The organism is Streptomyces chattanoogensis, assembly GCF_001294335.1.
GTDB lineage: Bacteria > Actinomycetota > Actinomycetes > Streptomycetales > Streptomycetaceae > Streptomyces > Streptomyces chattanoogensis.
The window spans coordinates 1-25,849 of sequence record NZ_LGKG01000035.1 but is presented as its reverse complement, the minus strand read 5'-3'; the positions used below and the strand labels follow the sequence as shown (position 1 = coordinate 25,849).

Sequence of the window (25,849 nt, the reverse complement as noted above, 5' to 3'; positions counted from 1 at the left end):
CTGTGACACCGCAGGTCAGGGGGCATTTTTGGTGCGCAGGACGCGGTCGGGGAGGCGGGCTGCCGCTTCCGCTCACCGGTGCAGCCGCAGCTGCTGGCCCGGGTAGATGTGGTCCGGGCCCTCCTTGAGCGTCTGCTTGTTCAGGTCGTACAGGGCCTGGGCGCCGCCGGGAGTGTGCTGATGGTCGGCGATGACCGAGAGACAGTCGCCCCGCTGCACGACGTAGCTGCGGCCGGTGCCGGTGGCCTTGTGGGTGCGCGGGTGGGTGGCGCGGTGCCCGTACGTCTGGCGTGAGTGGTGGGTCGCCGACGGGTGCCGGTGAGAGGTGACTGCTTCGCCGCTGTCGGCGTCGGCGTCGGAACCGGGCAGGCCGAAGTGCCCGCAGTTCGGCCACGGCGCCAGGCCGCGGTCCCCGACGATGCGCTCCCCGACCGCGATCTGCTGCCAGCGGGAAGCGAGGTCGGCGCGGGGCGCATAACGCCGGCCGCCGTAGGCCTGCCATGTCGAGGGGTCGATCTGGAGGCCGCCGTGGTAGCCGTTGCCGGTGTTGATGTGCCAGCGGCCGCTGCTCTCGCACTCGGCGATCCGCTCCCAGTCCGTGCCCTCCGGTGCTGTTGGCGGGGCGGCCGCCGCGACGTCCTGGCCGGTCAGGACGAGGGCGCTCAGCAGCACGGACAGGATTGCTTCGACGGACCGTTTGACGAGATGCGACGGCATGACGGTACTCCTCCGCTGTGCTCCGGCAGCGGCCGTGGCGCGAGGTGCACACCGCGACCGATGGGCAGGCACGAGGTAACCGGCCAATATGCTTTTCGGCACGCTTGGTGATCCTGAAGGCGCGTGTTTCACCTGCGTGGCCGCACGGTCCTGACAGAGCGTTATGCCGTACGGGCCCGGCTTGCGGAGATGCCGTGCGAGTCTCTGCGGGGGCGGTGGCGAGCCGGCCGTCCCGGCGGTGGGAGGAACGCCAACGGGCCGTGCCCGCCGCCCCGTTGAGGGGACGGTCGGGCACGGCCCGCTGCGGTGGTGCGGGGGCGCGTCAGGCGGTGGTGCCGCCGCCGCGCTTGTCGGAGTCGTCCTGTTTGGCCTGCACCTCGGGGTCGAGAGCGGCGCCCTCGCTCCCGTCGACGGCGCCCAGGCGGCCGCGCTCGCCGACCTCGGTGGGCGCCGGCGGCTCGACCAGCCAGTCCGGGTTGGCCTGCTTGTCCCACCACTTCCAGGCGGCGACCGCGCCGCCCACCAGGATGCCCAGGACCGTCAGCCGTTTGGCGGCCTTGCCGGCGCAGGCGCGGCGGTGGTGCTTCTTCTGGAGCTTGGCGATCTCGGCGGCCGTCACCTGGCCGCGCAGCGCGGCGAGCGCGGCGGTGCCACGGGCCAGGGCTTCCTCGCGCACCGGCTCGGCGGCCGCGCGGGCGGTGCTCACCGCGTGCTCCAGCCGCGGCGCCGTGTACTCGGCGGCCTGGCGGGCGGCCTTACGGGTCCGCCCGGCGGCGCGGCAGGCCGCGGCGTCCACCTTGGGCGGCAGGACGTCACGGGCGTGCTCGAGGCGGGGGTGCAGATGTGCCTCGTACTGCGCACGGGCCTGGTGCGCGGCTTCGGCGACCTTGGGGCCCATGCGGGTCCGGGCCTCATGCGCGTAGTGCACGGCGGCATCCTTGGCCGTACCGGCATACGGAGCCACCACCTCCGCGGCGTGCCGCACGCTGTCCCTGGCCGTGCCGGTCGCGGCGCGCACGCTGTCCTTGCGGGTCACGGGATCCTCCTCCTCGGTGGCGTGTCCGGGATCGTGGGGGCGGTCCCCCATGTCTGCTGTGTCGCCTGTCCACCCGGTCTGGAGATCATGCCCGCTGACGTGTCATACGGCATGCGCGAGCGGGCATCCGGGTCATTGGGGACCTTTCGGAGCCTCGTGACGACCATGCCACGGTTTGCCGTCCCGCGCGCCCGGTTCCCACGGCCCGGTCCGCCGGCAGGGAAACCGGCTGCGGGGGCGAGAAATCCGCAGCAAGGCCGCTGAAGGGTGGTGGCTGGGCGACGGCAAAAAAACGGCGCGAGGCTCGTCGAGGGGTGGTGGCCGGGCGACGGGCGGGCCGGTCCGTGCGAGGATCGGATACCGCCAGTGAACACTTATGGAAGGTAGACCGTGGCTGAACAGCTCTACGCCACCCTGAAGACCAACCAGGGCGACATCGAGATTCGGCTTCTGCCGAACCATGCCCCCAAGACGGTCAAGAACTTCGTCGAGCTCGCCAAGGGTGAGCGCGAGTGGACGCACCCGGAGACCGGCAAGCGGTCCCAGGACAAGCTGTACGACGGCACGGTCTTCCACCGCGTCATCAGCGGCTTCATGATCCAGGGCGGGGACCCGCTGGGCAACGGCACCGGCGGCCCGGGCTACCAGTTCGGGGACGAGTTCCACCCCGACCTGGCGTTCAACAAGCCCTACCTGCTCGCCATGGCGAACGCCGGTCCGGGCACCAACGGCTCGCAGTTCTTCATCACCGTCGCGCCGACCGCGTGGCTGACCGGCAAGCACACCATCTTCGGTGAGGTCACCAACGAGGCCAGCAAGAAGGTCGTGGACGCCATCGCCGGAACCCAGACCGACGCCCGGACCGACCGTCCGGTCAACGAGGTCGTCATCGAGTCGGTCGTGATCGAGACCCGCTGAGCGAGTCCCGCGGCCCCGAGCCGGACCGACAGCGTCCCGCTCGGGGAACCATGCGCCCCGCCCGGTCGTACATCAGGCGGGGCGCGAAGCACGTTCAGGGGCGGTGTCCGGTGACGGGCGGCGGCGGTGCGCTTGATTGACCGGACGAGAAGGACGAGGGGACCGATGGACCAGGTGCCAGGCAGCCCACAGGAGCCGAAGGACGCCCACGGTGGCGACGGTCTCCCGGCGTGCTATCGCCATCCGGACCGTACGACCGGCATCCGCTGCACCCGCTGCGAGAAGCCGATCTGCCCGGACTGCATGGTCAGCGCTTCGGTCGGCTTCCAGTGCCCGGACTGCGTCCGCGGCGGTGGCGGCAACGGGCGCTCGGCGACGGCCGCGGCGCCGCGCACCATCGCGGGCGGCGCCGTCGCCGCCAATCCGCGGCTGATCACCCTGATCCTGATGGGCATCAACCTGGCGGTCTTCATCGCGGTGCAGGCGGACGGCACCCGACTGCTGAGCGAGCTGGTCATGCTCGGCAAGACCCCTCCCGGCTATCTGCCCCAGGGGGTCGCCGAGGGCGAGTGGTACCGCCTGGTGACCGCGATGTTCCTGCACCAGGAGATCCCGCACATCGCGTTCAACATGCTCTCGCTGTGGTGGCTGGGCCCGCCGCTGGAAGCGGCGCTCGGCCGGCTCCGGTTCACCGCCCTGTACATGCTCTCCGGTCTCGGCGGCAGCGCCCTGACGTATCTGGCCGCCGGGCCGTACGCGTCCTCCCTCGGTGCCTCCGGCGCGATCTTCGGGTTGCTGGGCGCCACCGCCGTCCTGATGCGGCGGCTGAACTACGACATGAAGCCGGTCCTGATCCTGCTCGGCCTCAACCTGGTCTTCACCTTCACCTGGCCGAACATCTCCTGGCAGGCGCACATCGGCGGCCTGGTGGTGGGCGCCGCAGTGGCATACGGAATGGTGCATGCGCCGCGCGCGCGCCGGACTCTGGTGCAGACCGCGACGTGTGTGGTGACGCTGCTGGCGATCGTCGCGGTGGTGTGGGTGCGCACCCTCCAGCTGGTGGGCTGAGGGCCGCCCGGGCCCCGCTGCGCCAAGTTGTCCACAGTACGTGGCGGATCTTGTGCGAGCTGTGGGGAACACCCGTCCGGTGCCGCGCTGACCTGCGTTTCCCCAGTCAGGGCAGGGGTGGCGGGGGTCGGGAGGCGACCGCTGCCGGTCACACCAGCGTCAACCTCCCGAAGGTTATCCACAGATCTTCTGAAGTTTTCCCCGCCTGTGGATAACCGTGTGGATGGCCTTGGGCAGGACTTGCCCGGCCGGTGTCCGCCCTACTTCCACTGCGTGGAGACGCCGAAGCCCACCGCGATGAAGCCGAAACCGCACACGATGTTCCAGTTGCCGAGGGCCTTGATCGGAAGGTCGCCCTCGGAGACGTAGAAGAGCACGATCCAGGCGAGCCCGATCAGGAACATCGCCAGCATCAGAGGCGCCACCCAGCCACGGCCTGAATTCATCTTCAGACTGGTGGTCTTCGCCGGCGGCGGCGTGAAGTCGTCCTTCTTGCGGATCCGTGACTTCGGCACGAGGAACACTCCTGTCGATGCGCTGCTCCCCCACTCCGGGCGGCGCTCGAGCGGGCGGTGCCCCCACCTGAGGGGGCGATACGGAACGGGTGCCGGGAGTGGAAGCGGTGGGGAGCGATTCCTCGCCCGGGCGTCCGTTAGCGTAGTGCTTCCGCGGCGTCGTAAGGAGTAAGGGTACGTTGAGCAATCTTGCTGACTCCCCAGGTCGCCCCGCCCGCCGCCGCCTGCGGCCGGTACGGCTGCTGACGCTCGCCGTCTTCGCACTCGCCGGTCTGCTGTTCTGGCTGAGCTTCGACACCGCCCGCGGCACCAATCTGCGCTCGGACGACTCCATGCTGCGCCTGTCCGACCTCATCCAGGAACGCAGCCGCAAAAACGGTACCCAGGACGACCGTAACGCCATCCTGCGGGAACGCGTGGACGCCCTCGCCCAGCGTGACAACGGCAGCTCCGAGGCCGAGGACGCCAAGCTCAAGGCCCTGGAGAAGAACGCCGGCACCAAGCCGCTGACCGGCGAGGGACTCACCGTCACGCTCACCGACGCGCCGCCCAACGCCACCGCCAAGATCCCCGGCATCCCCGAGCCGCAGCCCAACGACCTGGTCATCCACCAGCAGGACCTGCAGGCCGTGGTGAACGCCCTGTGGCAGGGCGGCGCCAAGGGCATCAAGGTCAAGAACCAGCGGCTGATCTCCACCAGCGCGGTGCGCTGCGTCGGCAACACCCTGATCCTCCAGGGCCGGGTCTACTCCCCGCCGTACACCATCACCGCCGTCGGCGACCGCGCGGCGCTCACCCGGGCGCTCACCGCCTCGCCCGCCATCCAGAACTATCTGCAGTACGTGAACGCCTACGGCCTGGGCTGGAAAGTCGACCAGCACGAGACGGTGACTCTGCCCGGCTACTCCGGCACAGTGGACCTCCATTACGCACAGCCTGTGAAGCCGTAGCCCGCGCGCCGCGGGGCGGCGGGAGGGGCGGGTACGGATGACGCTGCGGAGCCGGACGACGGTGCGGTGGATCGTACGGACGCTCAGCGAAATCTGTGTCACCGCCGGCGCACTCATCGTGCTCTTCGTCGTCTATGTGCTCTTCTGGACCGGCGTACGGGCCGACAGCGCGATGGACGGCGAGATCGGCAAGCTCCAGGAACAGTGGTCGGCGGGCCCGGCCGCCTCCGACGACAGCGCCCCCGTGCCCTCCCGCGCCAAGCCGCCCGGCCCCTACCGAACCGGCGCCTCCTTCGCCGTGATGTACATCCCCCGCCTCGGCGCGGACTGGGCCAAACCCGTACTGCAAGGCACCGCGACCGACATCCTCGAACGCGGCCTGGGCCACTACGACCACACCGCGCGGCTCGGCCAGGTCGGCAACTTCGCCGTCGCCGGGCACCGTCGCACCTACGGTGACCCCTTCAAGGACTTTCCCCGCCTGCGATCCGGCGACGCCGTGGTGCTCACCGACGGCACCACCTGGTTCACGTACCGCATCGACAACCGCCCCTACACCACGCTGCCCGGCGACATCGGTGTGATCGATCCCGTACCCGCGAAATCCGGCTACAACGGCCCCGGGCGCTATCTCACCCTGACCACCTGCGAGCCGGAATGGGGCCACAGCCACCGGCTGATCGCCTGGGCGCACCTGGATTCCACCCAACCCGTCGCACAGGGAAGGCCATCGGCTTTGACCGGCTGACCCACCAGCGCCCGCCCTCGCCCCTTAGTCTGGTGGGGCAATCGACATCGGCATCGGCATCGGCAAGGGGACAGCGAGCGCATGTACGGCTGGATCTGGCGGCATCTGCCGGGCAACGCATGGGTGAAGGCGCTGATTTCACTGGTGCTGGTGCTGGCGGTCGTCTTCGTACTCTTCCAGTACGTCTTTCCGTGGGCGGAGCCGCTGCTCCCCTTCAATGACGTCACGGTCAATGAAGGGATGGCTGCACTGCGATGACCGCACGGATTCTCGTTGTCGACAACTACGACAGCTTTGTCTTCAACCTCGTCCAGTACCTCTACCAACTCGGTGCCGAGTGCGAGGTGCTGCGCAACGACGAGGTCGCGCCGCGGCATGCCCAGGACGGTTTCGACGGGGTCCTGCTCTCACCCGGACCCGGCACGCCCGAGCAGGCCGGCGTCTGCGTCGACATGGTCCGGCACTGCGCGGAAACCGGCGTACCGGTGTTCGGCGTCTGTCTGGGCATGCAATCCATGGCGGTCGCCTACGGCGGCGTGGTGGACCGTGCCCCCGAGCTCCTGCACGGCAAGACCTCGCATGTCCTCCACGAGGGCGCCGGGGTCTTCTCCGGCCTGCCCTCCCCCTTCACGGCCACCCGCTACCACTCCCTCGCCATCGAGCCCGACACCGTCCCCGACGAGCTGCTCGTCACGGCCTGGACCGAAGCCGAGGACGCCCCCGGCGGACGGATCATCATGGGCGTGCGACACCGTGAACTCCCGGTGGAGGGCGTGCAGTTCCACCCCGAGTCGGTGCTGACGGAGTGGGGGCACAAGATGCTGGCCAACTGGCTGGTGGAATGCGGCGACGAGGGAGCCCTGCGGCGGTCTGCGGGGCTCGCCCCGGTGGTCGGCAAGGCCGGCGCGTGACGTCCCTGCGCCCGGAGCGTGAAGGGAGATCCTCTGAGCCGTACGAGTCAGACCAGGCGTATGCGTCCGGGCAGTCCTCGGCGCCGCAGGAGCCGTACGCCCCACTGGATCCTTACGGCCGTCCCGACGCGTTCGAGGCGGCCGTGGGGCAGCTCGACGACCCCCTGAACGACCCGCTGCCGGGCCAGTCATCCCGGCCGGAGCCCGGTCCCGGCCCGCATGAACAACCCGGGCGGCCTGCCCACCACACCGCGGGCGACGGCTCGCCCTGGTTCCGGCCGCACCGCGAAGCGGAACAGCCCGGCCCGCCGGACCCGTCGCCCGGACCCGAGCCGCACTCCTACGAAGCCACGCCCCGCCGTCCGCGTGCCCTTGCGCCCGAGTCGGCCGCGTATGGCCAGAACCGGGAGCATCACCAGCACCCCGGTCGTGGCTACAGCTCCGGGTACGAGACCTATCAGGCCGCCAAATCGATCGCCGAGGCGTATGCCGCGTCGGAGCCCCCGGCCTCCGTCTCGGCCCCGACGTTCGCCGCAGAGTCGCAGCGGGACGACGAGACCATGGCATTGCGCCAGGCCGAGGAGCAGGGGGCGGGCCGTGGCGAGGACGATGTTTCACGTGAAACCCGTGCCGATGTTTCACGTGAAACCGATGCCGACGACGCCGTTTCACGTGAAACATCGGCGGCCCTGGCGCAGGGCGGCCGCGCAGCTCGTCGTAAGGCCGCACAGGAGGCCGCCAAGCGGGGCAGACGCGGCCGGCACGGCGCCGGTGCCGCCGCGGCCGCCAAAGCCGCCTCCGAGCCGCCTCCCGCTCCCACCTCCCGGCTGGAGGCCCGCCGCGCAGCGCGAGCCGCCAAGGACAGTCTCAGCCTGATCGTCAGCCGCGCCGTGGGGGAGGTCTTCATCAGCCTCGGCGTGCTGATGCTGCTCTTCGTCACCTACCAACTGTGGTGGACGAACGTGAGAGCCGACGAGGAAGCGGGGGGTGCCGCCCAGTCCCTCGAGCACCAGTGGGAAAAGGGCGGCGGAGAGAAGAAGAACCTCGCGGTCGGTGAACGCTTCGGAATCATGTACATCCCCAAGCTGGATGTGAAGGCACCGATAGCCGAGGGCATCGACAAGCACAATGTGCTCGACCACGGCATGGTCGGTCACTACGACAAGAGCAGCGGAATCAAGACCGCGATGCCCTGGGACAAGAAGGGCAACTTCGCGCTGGCCGGCCATCGCAACACGCACGGCGAGCCGTTCCGCTACGTCAACAAGCTCGTCAAGGGCGACAAGATCATCGTGGAGACCCAGAGCGCGTACTACACGTACGAAATGGAGAGCATCCTCCCGCAGACGTCTCCCAGCAACACCAGCGTGATCGGCCCCGTGCCTCCCGGATCGGGATTCACCGGCCCGGGGCGCTACATCACACTGACGACCTGCACCCCGGAATTCACCAGTACCTTCCGGATGATCGTCTGGGGCAAGATGGTCGACGAGCGGCCGCGGAGCAAGGGCAAACCGGCAGCGCTCACCGGCTGAACGAATGTAAGAGGGGTATGACGCGGTGACTGCGACCGGACACGACGAGGACACCGATCCCTCCGAGCCGTCACCGAAGCCGCGCCGCGGATGGCGGATCGTCGCCTCCGTCGTCAGCGTCATCGGTGAGCTGCTGATCACGGCCGGACTGATCCTGGGCCTGTTCGTCGTCTACTCGCTGTGGTGGACCAACGTCCTCGCCGACCGCGAGGCGAACAAGCAGAGCGACGCCGTGCGCGAGCACTGGGCGAAGGCCCGCCACCACGGCGGCCCCAAGGGGCCGGGCGAGCTGGACACCAGGGACGGCATCGGCTTCCTTCACGTCCCGGCGATGGACAACGGCGAGGTGCTGGTCAAGAAGGGCACCGACGCAGACATCCTCAACGAGGGGGTGGCCGGCTACTACACCAAGCCGGTCAAGTCGGAGCTGCCGGAGGACAAGAAGGGCAACTTCACCCTCGCCGCACACCGCGACGGCCACGGCGCGAAGTTCCACAACATCGACAAGCTCAAGGACGGCGACCCGATCGTCTTCGAGACCCGGGACACCTGGTACATCTACAAGGTCTACGCCGTGCTCAGCCAGACCTCGAAGTACAACGTGGATGTCCTCGACGACATCCCCAAGGAATCCGGCAAGCGCAAGGCCGGCCGCTACATCACCCTGACGACCTGCACCCCGGTCTACACCTCGAACTACCGCTATATCGTCTGGGGCGAGCTGGAGCGCACCGAGAAGGTCGACGCGGACCGCACGCCCCCCGAGGAACTGCGCTAGTCCCGCGCGCCGCGGCCGGTATACGACGAAGCCCCGGCAGTCCTTTGAAGGGCTGCCGGGGCTTCGTCGTACGAGGTGCGGGGCTCAGCCGCCCCAGCCACCGAAGAGGCCGCCGCCGTCGTTGCCGTTACCGTTCCCGCCACCGCCCAGGGTGGTCAGCGTCACGGTCGTGTTGCTGGGGTCGGACGGCGTACCGGCCGGCGGGTCCTGCGCGCTCACCAGGGCGTTGTCGTCCTGCTGACTGCCCTCGGCGAACTGGATGTTCTTGAAGCCTGCCTGTTCCAGCAGCTTCTTCGCGTCCTTGACCTTCTGTCCGACGACGTTCGGAATCGGCGTCTGCGCCGGTGCCTTGCCGACCGTCAGCGTGATCGTCGACTTCGGATCGACAGAGGTCCCGGCCGGGCGGCTCGACTCCACGACCTTGCCCACCTGCGCCGGATCAGTGACTTCCTTCTCCTGCGGTGCGCCTACCTGCAGTCCGATATCCGTCAGCTGCTTCTTCGCCGACTCGAAGTCCTTACCGACCACATCCGGGACCTGGATCTTGGGAGCCGCTTTGGCGATGGACAGCGTGACCACGGTGCCCTTGGGCCGCTTCGACTGCGGTTTCGGGTTCTGTTCTGCGACCGTGCCTTCCTCCCGGTCGGAGACGACGTTCTTGATCTCGACCTCGAAGCCCCGCTCCTCGAGCTCCGACTTCGCGTCCGCTTCCTGCAGACCCTTGACGCTGGGAACCGTGATCCGCTCCGGCCCCGTACACAGCGTGACAGTGACCGTCTGCCCGTTCTTGATCTTGGTGCCGGGCGCCGGCTTCTGCGAGGTGATCTGGCCCTTCTTGACGTTGGTGCAGGCCTTGCGGCCCCCCACGGCGACCTTGAAGTTGCCGTTGACCCCGTTCTCCTTGGCCTCGCTCAGGCTCTTGCCCTCGAGGTTGATCAAGGGTTCCTTGCCGCTGGAGTTGCTGCTGCTGAACATCGCGCGGCCGATGAAGATCGCACCGACCAGGACCAGGACAGCCGCAAGCACCAGCAGAATCGTCGAGGTGCGGCTCTTCTTCTGGCCACCGCCCCGCCGCCGGTCGGCACGGTCGTCGTAGCCGTAGCCCCCGTCGTCGGGGTTCATCGGCGGGAGCATGGAGGTCTTCGGGCCGCCGTCCTGCGGACGCAGCATCGTGGTGGGCTGGTCCTGGTCGAAGCCGCCCGCACCCATCGCGGAGGTCGCGGCGACCGGCTGGCCCTCGAGCGCCGCCTCGATGTCGGCGCGCATCTCATCGGCCGACTGATAGCGGTAGTCCGGGTCCTTGACCAGCGCCTTCAGGACGATCGCGTCCATCTCCGGCGTGATCTCGGGATCGAAGTTGCTCGGCTTCTGCGGCTCTTCCCGCACATGCTGATACGCCACCGCGACCGGCGAATCGCCGATGAACGGCGGCCGCACGGTGAGCAGCTCGTACAGCAGACAGCCCGTGGAGTACAGGTCGGAGCGGGCGTCGACCTGCTCACCCTTGGCCTGCTCCGGCGAAAGGTACTGGGCGGTGCCGATGACCGCCGCGGTCTGCGTCATCGTCATACCGGAATCGCCCATGGCACGGGCGATACCGAAGTCCATGACCTTGACCTGGCCGGTCCGGGTCAGCATGACGTTGGCCGGCTTGATGTCACGGTGGACGATGCCCGCCCGGTGCGAGTACTCCAGCGCCTGGAGGACACCGGTGATCATCTCCAGCGAGCGCTCGGGCAGCAGCTTCCGGCCGGAGTGCAGCAGCTCACGCAGTGTGGAGCCGTCGACGTACTCCATGACGATGTACGGGATCGAGACCCCGTCGACATAGTCCTCGCCGGTGTCGTACACCGCGACGATCGACGGATGGTTCAGCGAGGCGGCCGACTGGGCCTCACGGCGGAACCGGGCCTGGAAGGACGGGTCGCGGGCGAGATCCACCCGCAGCGTCTTCACAGCGACGGTGCGGCCCAGGCGGGTGTCATGGGCGAGGTAGACCTCCGCCATGCCACCGCGGCCGAGCACCGACCCCAGCTCGTACCGGCCGCCGAGGCGACGCGGCTCTTCCATAAGCTTCTCCAGCCCTCTCCGTCAGTCCCGACCGCACCCGTGTGTGGTCCGGCGGTGTGCTGTCCGGGCATACCGTACCCGGCGCGCTGCACCGGACCGGGCCGCTGCCGCAACCTGATATCCGACCGGTATTGGCATGGCCCGCGTCACTTGTTGCTTTCGAGTACCGCCTCCATGACCTTCTTCGCGACGGGAGCTGCGAGCTTGCCGCCGGCGATGTCATTGCGGAGTGTGTCGGATCCCTCAATGACGACGGCCACCGCGACAGGGGTGCCCTTGGCGGTCTTCGCGTACGAGATGAACCAGGCGTAGGGGTTGTCCTTGTTGTTCTCGCCGTGCTGCGCGGTACCGGTCTTACCGCCGACTGTGACGTTCGGGATCTGGGCGTTGGTTCCCGTGCCCTCCTTGACCACGGTCTCCATGATGTCCTGGATCTTCTGAGCGTTCTCCGGCGAGAGCGGGTGGCTCATGACCTGCGGCGTGTGCTGCTGGATCGCGTTGAGGTTCTTGTCCTCCAGCTGCTCCACCATGTACGGCTTCATCAGCTTGCCACCGTTGGCGACCGCCGAGGCGACCATGGCCATCTGCAGCGGGGTGGCGCGGTTGGAGGCCTGGCCGATGCCGGCCATCGCGTTCTGCGGCCGGTTGTCCGTGGGGTAGATGCTCTCCGCGGCCCGGACCGGGGTGTCGATCTCTGGATCGTTGAAGCCGAACTTCTCCGCCTCGGCCTTCATCTTCTTATTGCCGAGATCGGCGCTGATCTTGCCGAAGACCGTGTTGCACGAGTACCGCAGCGCCACCCGCAGGCTGGCGTTCTCGCACGGGATGGGGCCTTCGTTGTCCAGCGTGATGTGGGTGTCGGGGAGCGTGTACGGCAGCGGCGAGCGCGTCTTGGCGTCGACGTCGTCGTAGAGACCGTTCTCCAGCGCCGCCGAGGCCGTGACGACCTTGAAGGTGGAGCCGGGCGGGTAGGTCTGGCGCAGCGCCCGGTTGAGCATCGGCTCGTCCGGGTCGTTCTTCTTCTGCAGCGCGTTGTATGCCTCGGCGTCCTTGTCCGTGTTGCCCGCGAACTTCGACGGGTCGTACGACGGGGTGCTGGCCAGCGCCAGGATCGCACCGGTCTCCGGGTTGATCGCGGCGACCGCGCCCTTGTTGCCACCGAGTCCCTCGAAGGCGGCCTTCTGCGCCTTGGCGTCGAGCGTGGTCACCACGTTGCCGCCCCGCTTGTTGCCGCCGGTGAACATGTCGACCGTGCGGCTGAAGAAGAGCTTGTCGTCGGTGCCGGAGAGGATGCCGTCGTTCAGTTTCTCCAACTGGTTGGCGTCGAAGGCCTGCGAGGCATAGCCGGTGACCGGCGCCCACATCTTGCCGTTCTTGTACGTCCGCTTGTACTTGAAGTCGCCGCTGTCGGTGGTCGTCGAGCCGGTGACGGGCTTGCCGTCCACGATGATGTTGCCGCGCGGCATGCTGTAGCGCTCGATGGCGACCCGCCGGTTGTGCGGGTCGTTCTTGAGCTCGTCGCCCTGGACGAACTGCACCCAGTTGACGCGGATCAGCAGGGCGAGGACGAGCAGGCCGCAGAAGATCGCGACCCGGCGCAGGGGCTTGTTCACGGGCGGACCACCTGGGTCATCTCGGCGTCGGTGGACGGGGCGGGGGCCGGAGCGGGCCGGCGCGCGGTGTCGCTGATCCGCAGCAGGATCGCGACCAGCGCCCAGTTGGCGATCACGGACGAGCCGCCCTGGGCCAGGAACGGCATCGTCATACCGGTCAGCGGGATCAGGCCCGTCACACCGCCGGCGACGACGAAGACCTGCAGCGCGAAGGCGCCCGACAGGCCGATCGCCAGCAGCTTGCCGAACGGGTCGCGGGCGGCCAGCGCCGTACGGATACCGCGCTCGATCAGCAGGCCGTACAGCAGCAGGATGCCCATCAGGCCGGCCAGTCCGGTCTCCTCGCCGACGGTGGCGAGAATGTAGTCGCTCTTGGGCGCGATACCGCCGATGAGACGGGAGTAGCCCTGGCCCAGGCCGGAGCCCATGATGCCGCCGGAGCCGAAGGAGTACATCGCCTGTGCGGTCTCGGTGACACCGCCGTTGGACAGCTCCAGCGGGTTGAGCCAGTTGTGGACACGGACCTGGACGTGCGACTCGAAGGTCGCGACCGCGACCGCGCCGCCGCCGCTGAGCAGCAGACCGAAGACGATCCAGCTGGTGCGCTCGGTCGCGACGTACAGCATCACGACGAACAGACCGAAGAACAGCAGCGACGTACCCAGGTCGGTCTCGAAGACCAGGATCATCAGGCTCAGCGCCCAGATCACCAGGATCGGGCCGAGGTCCCGGCCGCGCGGGAGATACAGCCCCATGAAACGGCGGCTGGCCAGCGCCAGCGCGTCCCGCTTCACCATCAGATAGCCCGCGAAGAAGATCGCGATGATGATCTTGGCGAATTCACCGGGCTGCAGCCCGCCGACCCCCGGAATGGTGATCCAGATCCGGGCACCGAACCGCGGCGGGAAGAACACCGGCGCGATCAGCAGCGCCAGCGCCACGACCATGGAGATATAGGTGTAGCGCTGCAGCACACGGTGGTCCTTGAGAAAGACCAGTACGGCCAGGAAGAGCGCGACACCCAGCGTGGACCACATCAGCTGGCCCGGCGCCATCGCACCGCCGAGCTGCTTGGTCGTGATCTGCGGCTCCTGGTCGAGACGCCAGATGAAGACCAGACCCAGGCCGTTGAGCAGGGTGGCGATGGGCAGCATCAGCGGGTCGGCGTACGGCGCCCACTTACGGACGACGAGATGCGCGACACCGGCCAGCAGCCCCACCCCCAGCGCATAGCCGAGGACACCGGCGGGGACCGAACCGTCCTTCGCCAGACCGACGTTGATGTAGGCGAACACCGGGATCAGCACCGCGAAGACAAGCATCGCCAGCTCGGTGTTGCGCCGGCTCGGGGCTCCGATGGTGCCGATGGTGGTGGTGTTGGTGGTACTGCTCATGAGATGTACGGCCCCCTACGCCCTCACTGCTGGGTGCTGCAATTTTTTTCCAGCTTCTGCTGCTCCTCGGAGGGGGCCTGGCTGGTGGTGGGTGTGGGAGTGGCCGACGCGGAGAGCGTGCCGGGCACACCGCTGCCGGTCTTCGAGGCCTTGTCGCCCGAACCGGGCTTGGCGGTGCTGCCGGGCTTGCCGGCCGAACCGGTCTTGCCGCCCGACGTACCGCCGGTCTGGTTGCGGTCCTTGTTGCGTGCCGCTTCCCTGGCCGCGGCCTCTCGCTGCTCCTTGGCCAGGCAGGCGTTGGCCTGCTTGACGAGCTCGGTGACCTTCTCGTTCGCCTGGGCGCGGCTGTCGACCGGGATCGTTTCCTTGACCTGGTTGCGCATATAGACCGGTAGGTACTTGAGTTCGATCTCGGGGTGGTCCTCGTCCACGCTGTTCAGCGAGATCCACGCCAGGTCCTGGCTGAGGCCGCGGTAGAGCGCCACATGGTTGGCGTTGACGCCGACGAAGTACTGGGTCTGCGTCCAGCGGTAGCCGCCGTAGAGTCCGCCGCCGACCACCGCCAGCGCCAGCGCGATCAGCAGCGACCGCTTGACCCACTTGCCGCGCCGCGGCGGCTTGAGGAAGTCCTCGTCGGTGAACGCGCCGAAGGAGCCCTGCGGTGGGCCCGCGACATCCGGGCCGCCGCTGCCGGGCGGGCCGAAGGCACCTCCTGGCGGGGACGCTGCAGTGTCCCGGCGGCCGAGCTCGGCGGCGCGGGCGGCCGGTGTCTGCATGGTGCTCGGGTCGCTGAGCTGGTGCTGGTTCTCGGCGACCGCGCCGACGATCACCGGGGTGTCGTTGAGCTGCCCGGCCATCGTGTCCGCGCCGTCCACGTCCAGGACGTCGGCGACGATGCAGGTGATGTTGTCGGGCCCGCCGCCGCGCAGCGCGAGCTGGATCAGCTCCTGCACCGTCTCGTGCGGCCCGTGGTAACTGGCGAGGGTCTCTTCCAGGGTCTGGTGGCTGACGACGCCGGACAGCCCGTCCGAGCAGATCAGATACCGGTCCCCGGCCCGCACCTCGCGGATCGACAGATCCGGCTCGACATGATCACCGCTGCCGAGCGCCCGCATCAGCAACGACCGCTGCGGATGTGTGGTGGCCTCTTCCTCGGTGATCCGGCCCTCGTCGACGAGCCGCTGCACCCAGGTGTGGTCCTGCGTGATCTGCGTCAGCACACCGTCCCGCAGCAGATACGCGCGCGAGTCACCGACGTGCACGAGACCGAGCCGCTGCCCGGTCCACAGCAGCGCGGTGAGCGTGGTGCCCATGCCCTCCAGCTGGGCGTCCTCCTCGACCATGACACGCAGCTGCTCATTGGCACGCTGCACGGCCGTGCCGAGGGACGTGAGGATGTCGGAGCCGGGCACATCGTCGTCGAGCTGGACGAGGCTGGAGATCACCTCCGAGCTGGCGACCTCACCGGCGGCCTGGCCGCCCATACCGTCCGCCACGGCAAGCAGGCGCGGCCCGGCGTAACCGGAGTCCTCGTTGCCCTCGCGGATCATGCCCTTGTGCGATCCGGCGGCGAAGCGCAGTGACAGGCTCATGCGCACCTCTCCCGTTGGTTCGGGGTACAGCCGGTCTCCTCGAGCCACACTGCCCACCCTCCGGTCGGGAGCATGCCCGGGTCCGTCGGGCGGACCGCCGCGGCTCGCTCGCTCCGCTCGCTCATTGTCGTACTACTTCCGCAGCTCGATGACGGTCTTGCCGATGCGGATCGGGGCTCCCAGCGGGATCGGTGTCGGGGTCGTCAGTCGGGTCCGGTCCAGGTACGTGCCGTTGGTGGAACCGAGGTCCTCGACGATCCACTGGCCGTCACGGTCCGGGTAGATCCTGGCATGCCTGCTGGACGCGTAGTCGTCGTCCAGCACGATCGTGGAGTCGTGCGCACGGCCCAGCGAGATCGTCTGGCCCTGGAGGGCGACGGTGGTGCCGGTCAGCGAGCCCTCGGAGACCACCAGTTTGGTGGGCGCTCCGCGGCGCTGGCGGTTGTTGCCCCGGCCGCCGTCCTGGCGGCGCTGCTGCTGCGGCGGCGCAGCCTGGCGCTGCGCACGCGCTTCGGACCCGCCGCGCCGCGCGGCCCCGCGCTGTGTGACGCGCGTGCCGAACAGATCGCTGCGGATGACCTGGACGGCCACGATGACGAACAGCCACAGTACGGCGAGGAAACCCAACCGCATGACCGTGAGGGTCAGCTCTGACATGCTCCCCGCTTCACCCTTCGGCTTGCCGGTAAACGATGGTGGTACTGCCCACGACAATCCGCGAGCCGTCGCGGAGATTAGCGCGAGTGGTGTGCTGCCCGTCCACCACGATGCCGTTGGTGGATCCCAGATCCTGGATCGTGGGGGGCGTTCCGACCCGGATCTCACAGTGACGCCGGGACACCCCGGGGTCGTCGATCCGTACGTCAGCGTCGGTGCTGCGGCCCAGCACCAGCGTCGGGCGCGAGATCTGGTGGCGGGTGCCGTTGATCTCGATCCAGCGCCGGGTCTGCGCGTAAGGCTGGGGTCCTGCACCGGGCGGTGCCGTACGGGGTACGGGCTGCGCGCCGCCGGGAGGCGGGGACGAGGGCATCGGGGGTGCACTCACATGACCGCCGCCGGCCCGCCCGCCCCGGGGCGCCGCGGAGGCCCGCTGGCCGGCCGGCTCCTGGGACGTGCTGGAGGCGAGCGTACGGCTGCGCACGCGGTACAGGCCGGTGTCGAGATCGTCGGCCTTCTCCAGATGGACCTTGATCGGGCCCATGAACGTGTACCGCTGCTGCTTGGCGTAGTCGCGGACCATGCCCGACAGCTCATCGCCGAGCTGGCCGCTGTACGGGCTCAGCCGCTCGTAGTCGGGCGCGCTGAGCTCCACGATGAAGTCGTTGGGGACGACCGTGCGGTCGCGGTTCCAGATGGTGGCGTTGTTGTCGCACTCGCGCTGCAGCGCGCCGGCGATCTCGACGGGCTGCACCTCGGACTTGAACACCTTGGCGAAGGTGCCGTTGACGAGACCTTCGAGACGTTGCTCGAAACGCTTCAGTACTCCCACGGGGCACCTCCTTCCTCAGTCTTCGTCGGGGTCGTCCTGATCGGGTCGTCCTGATACTGCTTACTGATCGTATCCACGCCTCGGGAAATCGGCTGGTTCCCCTTTCCCGCCTGGGAGACGAGTGTCGCCCCTCACAGGGTTGCCCGGACGTTGCCTGTCTCCTTGCCACTGTGCAAGCACTGCGATCGTAGATGTGCCCCCAACACAGTGTCCCGCAACCGCCGAGCCGTCCGACCCGGCGGGGGTATGCGTCCTTCCGGCCACGACCCGGAGGGTCCGGGACGCCCGGCGAGGGGCACGCCCCGGATGCGGACACCGTGAGTGTGGACCCTCGGCGGTGCACTCGGCGAATGTCCCCGGTGAGCGCGCCCGGCGCCCGGCGGCGGACGTGGGCAGGGGCCGGGAGGAAGGCGTGTGAAGGCACCCTCAACACCGTGCTAATCTTCTGGATGTCGGAAGGCGCTCGCACAAGACCCGGACGGAACAGCCCGGATCACGTGAGAGAATAAACCGGCAGCACCCATGCGCGGGTGGCGGAATAGGCAGACGCGCTGGATTCAGGTTCCAGTGCCCGAAAGGGCGTGGGGGTTCAACTCCCCCCTCGCGCACAGATGAGACCCCCGGTCTCCGGAGAAATCCGGAGACCGGGGTTCTTTTGTTGCGCTTGTGTTGTGTTTGTCACCTGTTGCCTGGGGCACAGCGTGGGCGATGCGGCCGGCCGGCCCGGGTGCTGTGGCGGTGCGACGACCAAAGCCCTGAGCCCGCCGTATTCGGGCATTCATGCCGTGTCTGTGGTCATCGCCCGCATTTCTCTGTGGCGATCCAGGGGCTCCCGGCACTTCTGGCGTTCCCTGCTTCATCGGCATCGATGGTCTCCGTCACCGCCGTGTGGAAGGCGCGGATGCGGGCGGTTTCGCGGGCGGGGTGGTGGACGAGCCCCAGGACGGAGTCCGGAAGGCCGGTGACGGGGACGAAGGCGAGGTCGCGACGGCCGTGGTAGTCCGCCGTGGGGCGGCACAGCAGCATGCCGCCGCGGCCGGCCGCGGCGAGGGTCAGGCCTTCCTGCAGGGTGCTGACGCTGGGGCCGGCGGGTATGGGGCGGCCCCCGGGCGTTGCCGTGGGGGCGTGGGCCTCGCGCCAGTAGGCGGGCGCGGGAGCGTCCGGGGCGATCAGCGGTACGGAGGCGAGGTCCTCGGCGGTGAGGCCGGCGCGGGCGGCCAGGGGATGCCGTACGGACAGGGCCAGGGTCTGCTGCTGGGCGGCGAAGACCGGGCCGAGGGAGAGGTCGGGCTCGGCCACGGGGAGCAGGGCGACGGCGACGTCGACCGCGCCGCTGCGGAGCGCGCCGAAGGGGTCGCAGAGCGGTATCTCGATGATCTCGGTGGCGCAGCCCGGATGGCGGGCGTGGAAGGCGTCGATGGACCGCATGATCCGGTCGTCCGCCGTGCCCTGGAAGCCGATCGTCAGCCGGCCCTCGATGCTGCGGGCGGCCGTACGGGCGGACTCGACGGTGGCGTGCAGGGCTTCGTAGGCGGGGCGCAGGGACGTACGGAACTCCTCGCCGAGCGGGGTGAGGCACACCCGGCGGCTGGTGCGGTCCACCAGACGGGCGCCTATCCGGGACTCCAGGGCGCGCAGCAGCTGGCTGACGCGGCTCTGCGAGACGTACAGGCGCTCGCCGGTGCGGCCGAAGTGCAGCTCCTCGGAGAGGACCAGGAAGCACTCCAGTTCACGGAGCTCGATGCCGGGGACGGCGGCCGTGCCCATACCGCTCAGGGGGCTCGCGAGGCTCATGGGACCCTTCCGCGCCGGACCGGACCGGGGATCCGATCGATGAGTGCTGCTTATCGAACGCCGAGGACTTCGCCGTTGTTCCCGCGCCCGGGGGCGAGTTGGCTCGAGGCATGGCGAAAACCGAGGAAACCGGCCGCGTGGATGAACCTGTCGCGCGGCTGGGTGAGTTGAGGCGGGAGCGGGGCGGCGGCTGGCCCGCCGTGGGGGCGCTGGCGGCCGGGACGTTCACGGTGGTGACGTCCGAGATGCTGCCGGTGGGGCTGCTGACGCCGATCGGCCGGGATCTGCGGATTTCTGACGGTACGGCGGGTCTGACGGTGACCGTCACCGGCCTGGTCGCGGCCGTGGCCGCACCCTTGCTGACGCTGCTGGTGGCGCGGCGGGACCGGCGGATGGTGCTGACCGTCCTGATGGCGATGCTGGCGGCGGCGAATCTGCTGGCGTCGTATGCGCCGAATGTCGCGGTGCTGTTGGTGGCGCGCGTTCTGGTGGGCCTGGGGATGGGCGGCGTATGGGCGATAGCGGCGGGGCTCGCGGTGCGGCTGGTGCCGCAACGACGGGTGGCGGCGGCCACGTCCCTGGTGTTCAGCGGGGTCGCGGCGGCGTCCGTACTGGGCGTGCCGGCCGGGGCCTTCATCGGTGAACTGGGCGGCTGGCGCGCGTCGTTCGCGGCGATGGCCGCGGTCTGCGGGGTGGTGGCCGTCGCGATGGCCGTACTGCTGCCGCCGCTGCCGGCCGCCGGCCCGGTGCGGCTGGGCGGGGTGCTGCGGCTGTTCCGCCTGGCATCCGTACGGACCGGACTGCTCCTGGTGGCGCTGCTGGTGACGGGGCATTTCACCGCGTACACCTATGTGCGGCCGGTGCTGGAGGAGGTGGCCGGGGCAGGGGCCGGGCAGATCAGCACGTTGCTGCTGGCCTTCGGCGTTGCCGGGCTCGTCGGGAACTTCGCCGCCGGTGCCGGGGCGGCGCGCTCGCCGCGGGGCACGTTGCTGCTGATCTGCGGGGTGCTGGCGGGGGCCGTGTTGCTGTTGCCGGTGCTGGGGCGTGACGCGGGCGTGCCCGGGGCGGCGACGGCTGTGGCCGTGTGGGGACTGGCCTACGGCGGCGTCTCCGTCAGCACCCAGACCTGGCTGATGGCGTCGGCACCGGGCGCGCGGGAGGCGGCCTCCGCGCTGTTTGTCGCGGTGTTCAACGGGGCCATCGCACTGGGGGCGCTGACCGGCGGCCGGGCCGCGGACGGCTGGGGCGTCGTCGGCGTGATGTGGCTGGGCGGCGCGCTCGCGGCAGGGGCGCTGGTGACAGCGGGGACGGGGAGGGCGCCCGGGGGCGCCGAGGAGGGGTGAGGGCGTGACGTGGCGCCCTCACCCCTGGCCGTCGCCGGTCGCCGGGCGGGCGTCAGGAGGCGAAGCGCTCGACGAGGGACTTCGCCTTGGCCGCCGCGTCCTCGAGGGCCTTGTCACGGGAGGCCTCGAACTTCGGGATCAGGTCGGCCATCGCCTCGTTCACGGGAGCCATGGTCAGCTCGGGGACGATGAAGTCGACGTCGAGGCCGAGCCCGCCGCCCAGGGCGGCCTCGAGGTAGTTCAGGACGTACTCCATGCCCTCGCGGGGAGTACCCGGCGCGTACGAGCCGCCGCGGCTGGCGACGACGATCGCCGGAGTGCCCTTGGCGGACTGCTCGGCGCCCGAGGTGCGGCCCATGATGATCACCTGGTCCAGCCACGCCTTCAGGGTGGAGGGGATCGTGAAGTTGTACATCGGCGCGCCTATCAGGACCGCGTCGGCGCGCTCCAGCTCCTCCGCGAGCTCGATGCGCAGGGCGAAGGCGGCCTGCTGCTCGGGGGAGTGGGTCGCCGGGTCGGAGAAGGCGGCCGAGGCGGCGACGCCGTCGAGGTGCGGCAGCGGGTCGGCGCTCAGGTCGCGGTAGACGACGGTGCCGTCGGGGTGCTGCTCCTCCCAGGTCTTGCGGAAGGCGGCGGTCACCGAACGGGAGGCGGAGCCGCCCTCGGGGAAGAGGGACGAGTCGAGGTGCAGAAGGGTGGCCATGGTGATCGGTCCTTCGGGTCGAGGCCGGACGGTGCTCGGCGACTGGCGCACTGGCGGAGTGAGCCAGTGATTGAAATCCGTATGTCGCTATTAATAGCACAGGGGCTTACTTTTTTGCAGTAGCCAACCGAGAGGGCGGTACCCTGGGTCCATGGCGGATCACAGCGAGGCGATGTGCAGACAGGTCGACGTCGGCATGACGCGCGTCTTCGAGCTGTTCGGGAAGCGCTGGACGGGCCTGATCGTCGCCACCTTGATGCCGGGCCCGGTGCACTTCGCCGATCTGCGGCGGGCCATCCCCGGGATCAGCGAGCGCATGCTGTCCGACCGCCTCATGGAGCTGGCCGCCACCGGCCTGGTCGTACGCGAGGTGGACGCGGGGCCGCCGCTGCGGGTGGCGTACCGGCTGACGGAGGCGGGGCTGGCGATGGAGCCCGCGCTCAAGGAGCTGTCGCGGTGGGCCGAGACCTACCTCACCGATGGCGGGCAGTGTCCGGAGCGGTTTCGGAAGTAGCGGTAGGGGTGTCGAGAGCGGGACGGGGCCCGGGACGGGGGCTTGGGGTGGCCGGCCGGCTTCTCTGTTCGGGCTCTGCCCGGCTTTGCTCTCTAATCGATGCGCTCCTGTGCGGCGTTGTAGCGCCGTAGGTACATGGCGAAGCGGTCGAGATCGGCCTCGTCCCAGTCGGCCAGCCGCTCGTGGAACGCCTGGCGGCGGCTCTCGGTGACATGGGCGAGCACCTCGGCGCCCTTTTCCGTGGGGTGCAGGACCTGGACCCGCTGGTCGTCCGGATCGACGCGGCGCTCGACGAAGCCGAGCTTCTCCAGCGCGGCGATCTGGCGGCTGACCGTGGACTTGTCCAGGAGATAGTGCGCCGCAAGGTCCGTGGCGCGGCATCCTCGCTGGTCATCGAGGTGCGCAAGCAGGGTGTAGGAGACCAGTGACAGCTCGGGGTGCATCCGGGCGGCGGTCGCGCGGGCCCGCCTGGCGAACGCGGTCATCTCCTGCTGGATGGTCTCGACGGAGGCATCGCGGTGGGGCACGGGGTTGCCTTTCGTTGAAGTAGTTGTATAGTACAACGCAATGGATGGTTGTATTTGCCAACTCTGTGGGTGCGGTGCGTCAACCGGCTCTCGGCGCCGCGTGATCGGCGATGCCGATGGCGATGTTCATGTCGAGGTCCCCGTCGATTTCGATGCCGCGCCATGCCGCTGTCCCGCTGCACCCGGCCGTCGACCGGCCGCGACAGCCGGCCCGGCCCCCTACGTCCCGACCGATCCGACCAGCTGAGAAGGCCTGCACCATGAGTCCGGTCCCCCGCCCCGACCACCGCCGCAGCGAACCCCGCGGTGCCGCCCCGGCCGATCTCCGTCCGGAGCGGCCCGGCGCGCATCGTTCCGCCCACTCCGCCGGGCTGCGACATGTCCTGACGCACCTGATCACCCCGCTGCTGATGTGCATCGGCATGGGCCTGGCGTATCTGGGCGCGTTCGCGAATCCCGCCCCGCACCACCTTCCCGTGGCGATCGTCGGATCGGGCCGGAGCGCTCAGCTGCTTGCCCAGTCGATCAATGACAAGGCAGGCGGTGACCTGGACGTACGGACGATCGGCGATCGGTCCGCCGCGGTCGGCCGGCTCAAGCACCAGGAGATCTTCGGTGCCTATGTGATGAAGCCGACGGTGGGCGCCGGCGAAGGCTCCGGCAGGGGAGCCAGCGGGGCCACCAGGGCGGCGGCCGATGGCGCACGGTCTTCGGGGCCCGAGCTTCTCGTGGCCACGGCGGGCTCCGACACCAGCGCGTCCGTGGTGCAGAAGATCTTCACCCCGATCGCGGCGCATCAGGGCGCTCCGCTCAAGGTCACCGATGTGGTGCCGACCGCCGAGGGCGACCCGACGGGGCAGGGCCTCTTCTTCCTGCTGGTGGCGATCAGCATCGGCTCGTACGCCTCGGTCGCGGTGATCGGCGGAGCCGGAGCGGTGTTGCCGCTGCGGCTGCGGGCGGCCCTGGCGATCGGCACGTCCTTCGTCGTCAGCGTCATCGGGGCGGCGTTCGCCGGGTCGGTCTTCCACCTCGTCGACCACGGTCTGTGGGGAGTGTGGGGGATGACGTGGCTGTACTCCGCGGGCATCTTGCTGATCGGCACCGGGCTGCACACCTTCCTCAAGCGCTGGACCACGCTCGGCGTGATGGCGCTGTTCGTGATGCTCAACTTCACGTCCTCCGGGGGGATCTTCCGCCCCGAGATGCAGAACGGATTCTTCGCGGCGCTGCATGCGTTCTGGAACGGTGCGGGCTTCGTCGAGGGCACCCGAAGCCACCTCTACTTCGACGGCTACGGCCTGGCCGGCCACGTCTGGACGCTGACCGTATGGCTGGTCGTCGGCGCGGTGATGATCGGCGTGGCGGGCCTGGTCGAGAGGCGGCGGCGCAGGGCCGAGGCGACAGCGGCCGCCCGTGCCGCGGCGGTGGCGGCGGCCGCGGTGGCGGCGACGGTGCCGGAGCGGGCGGTTGGGCAACGCAAGGGCCGGGAGGGCCAGGAAGCGGAGGAAGAGATGGAGGAAGAGATGGAGGAGGCGGTGGGGGTTTGAGGGCAGGGGCGGCGTATGGCCTGCCTGACGGGTAGTCAGTGTGCTTGCCGGCGCCTCTTCTCCGCTTCCCGGACGCCTCTTCTCTGTTTCCCGAACAACTTCCCAGCGGTACTTGCGCATCGACCATTGAACGGCGAATGCACGCAACTCCGGTCGCCTGACCTGGCATTTCGCCAGGGGACGCCCGTTTCGGTGCGTTCTCCCCGCCCTCCTTCACCACCTCTCTTCCTCATCCGGACTCCCTCCGCGAAGAGTTATCCACAGGCTCTGCCGGAGTGCCTGCGGTGTCGGTACCGTCATGGGCGAACGAGAAAGAACCGGCCGGTCAGGCCGGACGGAAGCAGGTCGTGAAGGGGGAGGTGGCGCATGTCGCGTGTGCCGTACGTACCGGGGTTCGCGAAGGCGGATGCGCAGGGGGCGTCGCCCAAGGCCACCGGCCGGGCGCTGCGTGAGCGGCTGCCCCGGTCCGAGCAGGCCGCGGTGTCGATCGCGGCCGGTCGGCCGGATGCGGTGGCGGCGGTCGAGGAGTCCAACGCCGGACGCCTGCCGGAGCTGACACCGATACGGGTCGGCCGGATGGCCGCCAGCCCCTTCGCTTTCCTGCGCGGCTCCGCCGGCCTGATGGCGCACGACCTGACGGCCACTCCGGTCACCGGCATAGGCGCGCAGATCTGCGGGGACGCCCACGCCGCCAACTTCGGCCTCTACGCGGATGCCCGCGGCGGCCTCGTCATCGATCTCAATGACTTCGACGAGACCTTGTACGGGCCGTGGGAGTGGGACGTGAAGCGGCTCGCGGTGTCGCTGGTGTTGGCGGGGCGCGAAGCCGGCGTCGGTGAGGATGACTGCCGGAAGGCGGCGCAGGATGCCGCGGGCGCGTATCGGCGCACGATGCGGCTGCTGGCGAAGCTTCCCGTGACCGAGGCGTGGAACGCCATTGCGGACGAGGAGCTGGTCTCGCACACCGACGCGCGGGATCTGCTGGGCACCCTGGAGCGCGTCGCTGCCAAGGCACGTAAGAACACCAGCGCGCGGTTCGCTGCGAAGGCCACGGAGCGGGGGCCCGACGGCGGGCGCCGGTTCGTGGATGCGCCGCCGGTGCTGCGGCGAATACCGGATGCGGAAGCCGCGGTGGTGGCCTCCTCGCTCGCCGGCTATCTGGAGACGCTTCCCGAGGACCGGCTGCCTCTGCTGGCCCGGTACGCCGTGCAGGACGTGGCCTTCCGGGTGGTCGGGACGGGCAGTGTGGGGTTGCGCTCGTACGTGGTGCTGCTGCTTGATCACCGGGGCGAGCCGCTGGTGCTGCAGGTGAAGGAGGCGCGCGGTTCGGTGCTGGCACCGTTCGTGGAGAAGGCCGGTTTCGCGGTGCCGTCGGTGGCCCACGAAGGCCGCCGGGTGGTGCTCGGGCAGCGGCGGATGCAGGTCGTGAGCGACACGTTGTTGGGCTGGACGACGGTGCAGGACCTGGTGGGGGCCGGAGCGCAGGACGGGCTGCCGTTCCAGGTCCGGCAGTTCAGGAATCGCAAGGGCAGTGTGGATCCGGCGCAGCTGACCGGAGACCAGATGGACGACTACGCACGCATGACCGGCGCGCTGCTGGCCAGGGCGCATGCGCACAGCGCGGACCCACGGCTGGTGGCCGGCTACTGCGGCAAGGGCGAGGAGCTCGACGCGGCGATGGCGGCATTCGCGGTGGCGTACGCGGACCGTACGGAAGCGGATCACGCGGATCTGGTGGCGGCCGTCAAGAGCGGCCGAATAGCCGCGGAAATGGGCGTCTGACCAGGCCGGACCTGCTCCGGTGGTGCTCGCGGCAGGCTTGACGTCGGCCTGCGGCGGGGCTGCCGGGCCGGGGCGGCTACGGGCATCGAGGTCTGGCGCGACACCCGCTGTGCGCGGAACGAGTGACCAGCCTCGGGCGGACACGGGCCCGAGGTGGGGACCGAGGTGGGGACCGACACAGGCCGGCGCGTGGGCCTGGCGTGGGCTCCCGCAAGGACTCGCCGTGGCTTGACCGGTCGCGGCAACGGGGGCCAGGGGCGCTTGGTACGAGTCGGGGCGGGGTGAGAGGCGGGGCGGTGGGGCGC

At 69.5% G+C, this 25,849-nt stretch carries 24 protein-coding genes and 1 tRNA gene; 13 read left to right on the top strand and 12 right to left on the bottom strand.

Annotation, left to right across the window (positions count from 1 at the left end):
- Nucleotides 1–72: 72 nt before the first annotated feature.
- Both ADL29_RS06905 and ADL29_RS06900 read right to left on the bottom strand, forming a co-directional pair.
- Nucleotides 73–717 carry a LysM peptidoglycan-binding domain-containing protein gene (locus ADL29_RS06905; protein ID WP_053922844.1) on the bottom strand — a complete coding sequence of 215 codons (645 nt, stop codon included), beginning with the start codon at nucleotides 715–717 and terminating at the stop codon, nucleotides 73–75.
- Nucleotides 718–1,039: 322 nt separating this feature from the next.
- Nucleotides 1,040–1,753, bottom strand: coding sequence for a DUF5324 family protein (locus ADL29_RS06900; RefSeq protein ID WP_053922921.1), 714 nt, complete (start codon nucleotides 1,751–1,753; stop codon nucleotides 1,040–1,042).
- Nucleotides 1,754–2,143: 390 nt separating this feature from the next.
- Here ADL29_RS06900 and ADL29_RS06895 point away from each other — a divergent pair, with 390 nt between their 5' ends.
- Both ADL29_RS06895 and ADL29_RS06890 read left to right on the top strand, forming a co-directional pair.
- Complete coding sequence (locus ADL29_RS06895; RefSeq protein ID WP_053922843.1) at nucleotides 2,144–2,671, top strand: peptidylprolyl isomerase; 528 nt, start codon at nucleotides 2,144–2,146, stop codon at nucleotides 2,669–2,671.
- Between the two features lie 165 nt (nucleotides 2,672–2,836).
- Nucleotides 2,837–3,739, top strand: coding sequence for a rhomboid family intramembrane serine protease (locus tag ADL29_RS06890; RefSeq protein WP_053922842.1), 903 nt, complete (start codon nucleotides 2,837–2,839; stop codon nucleotides 3,737–3,739).
- 260 nt (nucleotides 3,740–3,999) lie between these two features.
- Here ADL29_RS06890 and crgA read toward each other — a convergent pair whose 3' ends face one another.
- On the bottom strand, nucleotides 4,000–4,254 hold the full coding sequence (gene crgA, locus ADL29_RS06885) for a cell division protein CrgA (protein WP_046927087.1): 255 nt from the start codon (nucleotides 4,252–4,254) through the stop codon (nucleotides 4,000–4,002).
- A 179-nt stretch (nucleotides 4,255–4,433) separates the two neighbouring features.
- Between crgA and ADL29_RS06880 the strand changes: the two genes are divergently transcribed.
- The 6 genes from ADL29_RS06880 to ADL29_RS06860 all read left to right on the top strand — a co-directional run bounded on the left by ADL29_RS06880 (nucleotide 4,434) and on the right by ADL29_RS06860 (nucleotide 9,176).
- Nucleotides 4,434–5,204, top strand: a complete 771-nt coding sequence (locus ADL29_RS06880) for a DUF881 domain-containing protein (protein WP_046927088.1) — start codon at nucleotides 4,434–4,436, stop codon at nucleotides 5,202–5,204.
- Nucleotides 5,205–5,241: 37 nt separating this feature from the next.
- Nucleotides 5,242–5,952, top strand: coding sequence for a class E sortase (locus tag ADL29_RS06875; protein WP_053922841.1), 711 nt, complete (start codon nucleotides 5,242–5,244; stop codon nucleotides 5,950–5,952).
- Nucleotides 5,953–6,033: 81 nt separating this feature from the next.
- Nucleotides 6,034–6,210 carry a hypothetical protein gene (locus tag ADL29_RS43985; protein WP_046927090.1) on the top strand — a complete coding sequence of 59 codons (177 nt, stop codon included), beginning with the start codon at nucleotides 6,034–6,036 and terminating at the stop codon, nucleotides 6,208–6,210.
- Entirely contained in the window at nucleotides 6,207–6,863 is a 657-nt protein-coding gene (locus tag ADL29_RS06870) for an aminodeoxychorismate/anthranilate synthase component II (protein ID WP_046927091.1), read from the top strand. Before ADL29_RS43985 ends, ADL29_RS06870 begins: the two co-directional genes overlap by 4 nt.
- Nucleotides 6,860–8,398, top strand: a complete 1,539-nt coding sequence (locus ADL29_RS06865) for a class E sortase (RefSeq protein ID WP_078970807.1) — start codon at nucleotides 6,860–6,862, stop codon at nucleotides 8,396–8,398. Before ADL29_RS06870 ends, ADL29_RS06865 begins: the two co-directional genes overlap by 4 nt.
- Nucleotides 8,399–8,423: 25 nt before the next feature.
- A complete protein-coding gene (locus tag ADL29_RS06860) occupies nucleotides 8,424–9,176 on the top strand; it encodes a class E sortase (protein ID WP_053922840.1) in 753 nt (250 codons plus the stop codon).
- Between the two features lie 84 nt (nucleotides 9,177–9,260).
- On the opposite strand, the gene pknB is transcribed toward ADL29_RS06860, so the two are convergent.
- From pknB to ADL29_RS06830, 6 genes are all read right to left on the bottom strand, one after another.
- Nucleotides 9,261–11,246 carry a Stk1 family PASTA domain-containing Ser/Thr kinase gene (gene pknB, locus ADL29_RS06855; RefSeq protein WP_053922839.1) on the bottom strand — a complete coding sequence of 662 codons (1,986 nt, stop codon included), beginning with the start codon at nucleotides 11,244–11,246 and terminating at the stop codon, nucleotides 9,261–9,263.
- Nucleotides 11,247–11,392: 146 nt separating this feature from the next.
- Nucleotides 11,393–12,859, bottom strand: coding sequence for a peptidoglycan D,D-transpeptidase FtsI family protein (locus ADL29_RS06850; RefSeq protein ID WP_053922838.1), 1,467 nt, complete (start codon nucleotides 12,857–12,859; stop codon nucleotides 11,393–11,395).
- Nucleotides 12,856–14,253 carry an FtsW/RodA/SpoVE family cell cycle protein gene (locus ADL29_RS06845; protein WP_053922837.1) on the bottom strand — a complete coding sequence of 466 codons (1,398 nt, stop codon included), beginning with the start codon at nucleotides 14,251–14,253 and terminating at the stop codon, nucleotides 12,856–12,858. Before ADL29_RS06845 ends, ADL29_RS06850 begins: the two co-directional genes overlap by 4 nt.
- 23 nt (nucleotides 14,254–14,276) lie before the next feature.
- Nucleotides 14,277–15,845 carry a Stp1/IreP family PP2C-type Ser/Thr phosphatase gene (locus ADL29_RS06840; RefSeq protein WP_053922836.1) on the bottom strand — a complete coding sequence of 523 codons (1,569 nt, stop codon included), beginning with the start codon at nucleotides 15,843–15,845 and terminating at the stop codon, nucleotides 14,277–14,279.
- Nucleotides 15,846–15,977: 132 nt separating this feature from the next.
- The gene (locus tag ADL29_RS06835; RefSeq protein ID WP_030064412.1) at nucleotides 15,978–16,502 is read right to left on the bottom strand and encodes an FHA domain-containing protein FhaB/FipA; all 525 of its coding nucleotides are present in this window, start codon (nucleotides 16,500–16,502) and stop codon (nucleotides 15,978–15,980) included.
- 10 nt (nucleotides 16,503–16,512) lie between these two features.
- The gene (locus ADL29_RS06830; protein WP_053922835.1) at nucleotides 16,513–17,334 is read right to left on the bottom strand and encodes an FHA domain-containing protein; all 822 of its coding nucleotides are present in this window, start codon (nucleotides 17,332–17,334) and stop codon (nucleotides 16,513–16,515) included.
- A 524-nt stretch (nucleotides 17,335–17,858) separates the two neighbouring features.
- Here ADL29_RS06830 and ADL29_RS06825 point away from each other — a divergent pair.
- Nucleotides 17,859–17,942 (top strand) — tRNA-Leu (locus tag ADL29_RS06825).
- A gap of 187 nt (nucleotides 17,943–18,129) precedes the next feature.
- On the opposite strand, the gene ADL29_RS06820 is transcribed toward ADL29_RS06825, so the two are convergent.
- Nucleotides 18,130–19,128 carry a LysR family transcriptional regulator gene (locus tag ADL29_RS06820; RefSeq protein ID WP_245689200.1) on the bottom strand — a complete coding sequence of 333 codons (999 nt, stop codon included), beginning with the start codon at nucleotides 19,126–19,128 and terminating at the stop codon, nucleotides 18,130–18,132.
- 110 nt (nucleotides 19,129–19,238) lie between these two features.
- Between ADL29_RS06820 and ADL29_RS06815 the strand changes: the two genes are divergently transcribed.
- Nucleotides 19,239–20,471: an MFS transporter gene (locus ADL29_RS06815; RefSeq protein WP_053922833.1), complete on the top strand. Its 1,233-nt coding sequence runs from the start codon at nucleotides 19,239–19,241 to the stop codon at nucleotides 20,469–20,471.
- A 52-nt stretch (nucleotides 20,472–20,523) separates the two neighbouring features.
- Here ADL29_RS06815 and ADL29_RS06810 read toward each other — a convergent pair whose 3' ends face one another.
- Complete coding sequence (locus tag ADL29_RS06810; RefSeq protein ID WP_053922832.1) at nucleotides 20,524–21,174, bottom strand: FMN-dependent NADH-azoreductase; 651 nt, start codon at nucleotides 21,172–21,174, stop codon at nucleotides 20,524–20,526.
- Nucleotides 21,175–21,325: 151 nt separating this feature from the next.
- Between ADL29_RS06810 and ADL29_RS06805 the strand changes: the two genes are divergently transcribed.
- Complete coding sequence (locus tag ADL29_RS06805; RefSeq protein WP_053922831.1) at nucleotides 21,326–21,688, top strand: winged helix-turn-helix transcriptional regulator; 363 nt, start codon at nucleotides 21,326–21,328, stop codon at nucleotides 21,686–21,688.
- Nucleotides 21,689–21,780: 92 nt separating this feature from the next.
- Here the strand turns inward: ADL29_RS06805 and ADL29_RS06800 are convergent, their stop codons facing one another.
- A complete protein-coding gene (locus ADL29_RS06800) occupies nucleotides 21,781–22,215 on the bottom strand; it encodes a MarR family winged helix-turn-helix transcriptional regulator (protein ID WP_053922830.1) in 435 nt (144 codons plus the stop codon).
- A 260-nt stretch (nucleotides 22,216–22,475) separates the two neighbouring features.
- Here ADL29_RS06800 and ADL29_RS06795 point away from each other — a divergent pair, with 260 nt between their 5' ends.
- Both ADL29_RS06795 and ADL29_RS06790 read left to right on the top strand, forming a co-directional pair.
- On the top strand, nucleotides 22,476–23,762 hold the full coding sequence (locus ADL29_RS06795) for an ABC-2 transporter permease (protein ID WP_053922829.1): 1,287 nt from the start codon (nucleotides 22,476–22,478) through the stop codon (nucleotides 23,760–23,762).
- 366 nt (nucleotides 23,763–24,128) lie between these two features.
- On the top strand, nucleotides 24,129–25,544 hold the full coding sequence (locus ADL29_RS06790) for a DUF2252 domain-containing protein (protein WP_053922828.1): 1,416 nt from the start codon (nucleotides 24,129–24,131) through the stop codon (nucleotides 25,542–25,544).
- The last annotated feature ends 305 nt before the right edge of the window (nucleotides 25,545–25,849 follow it).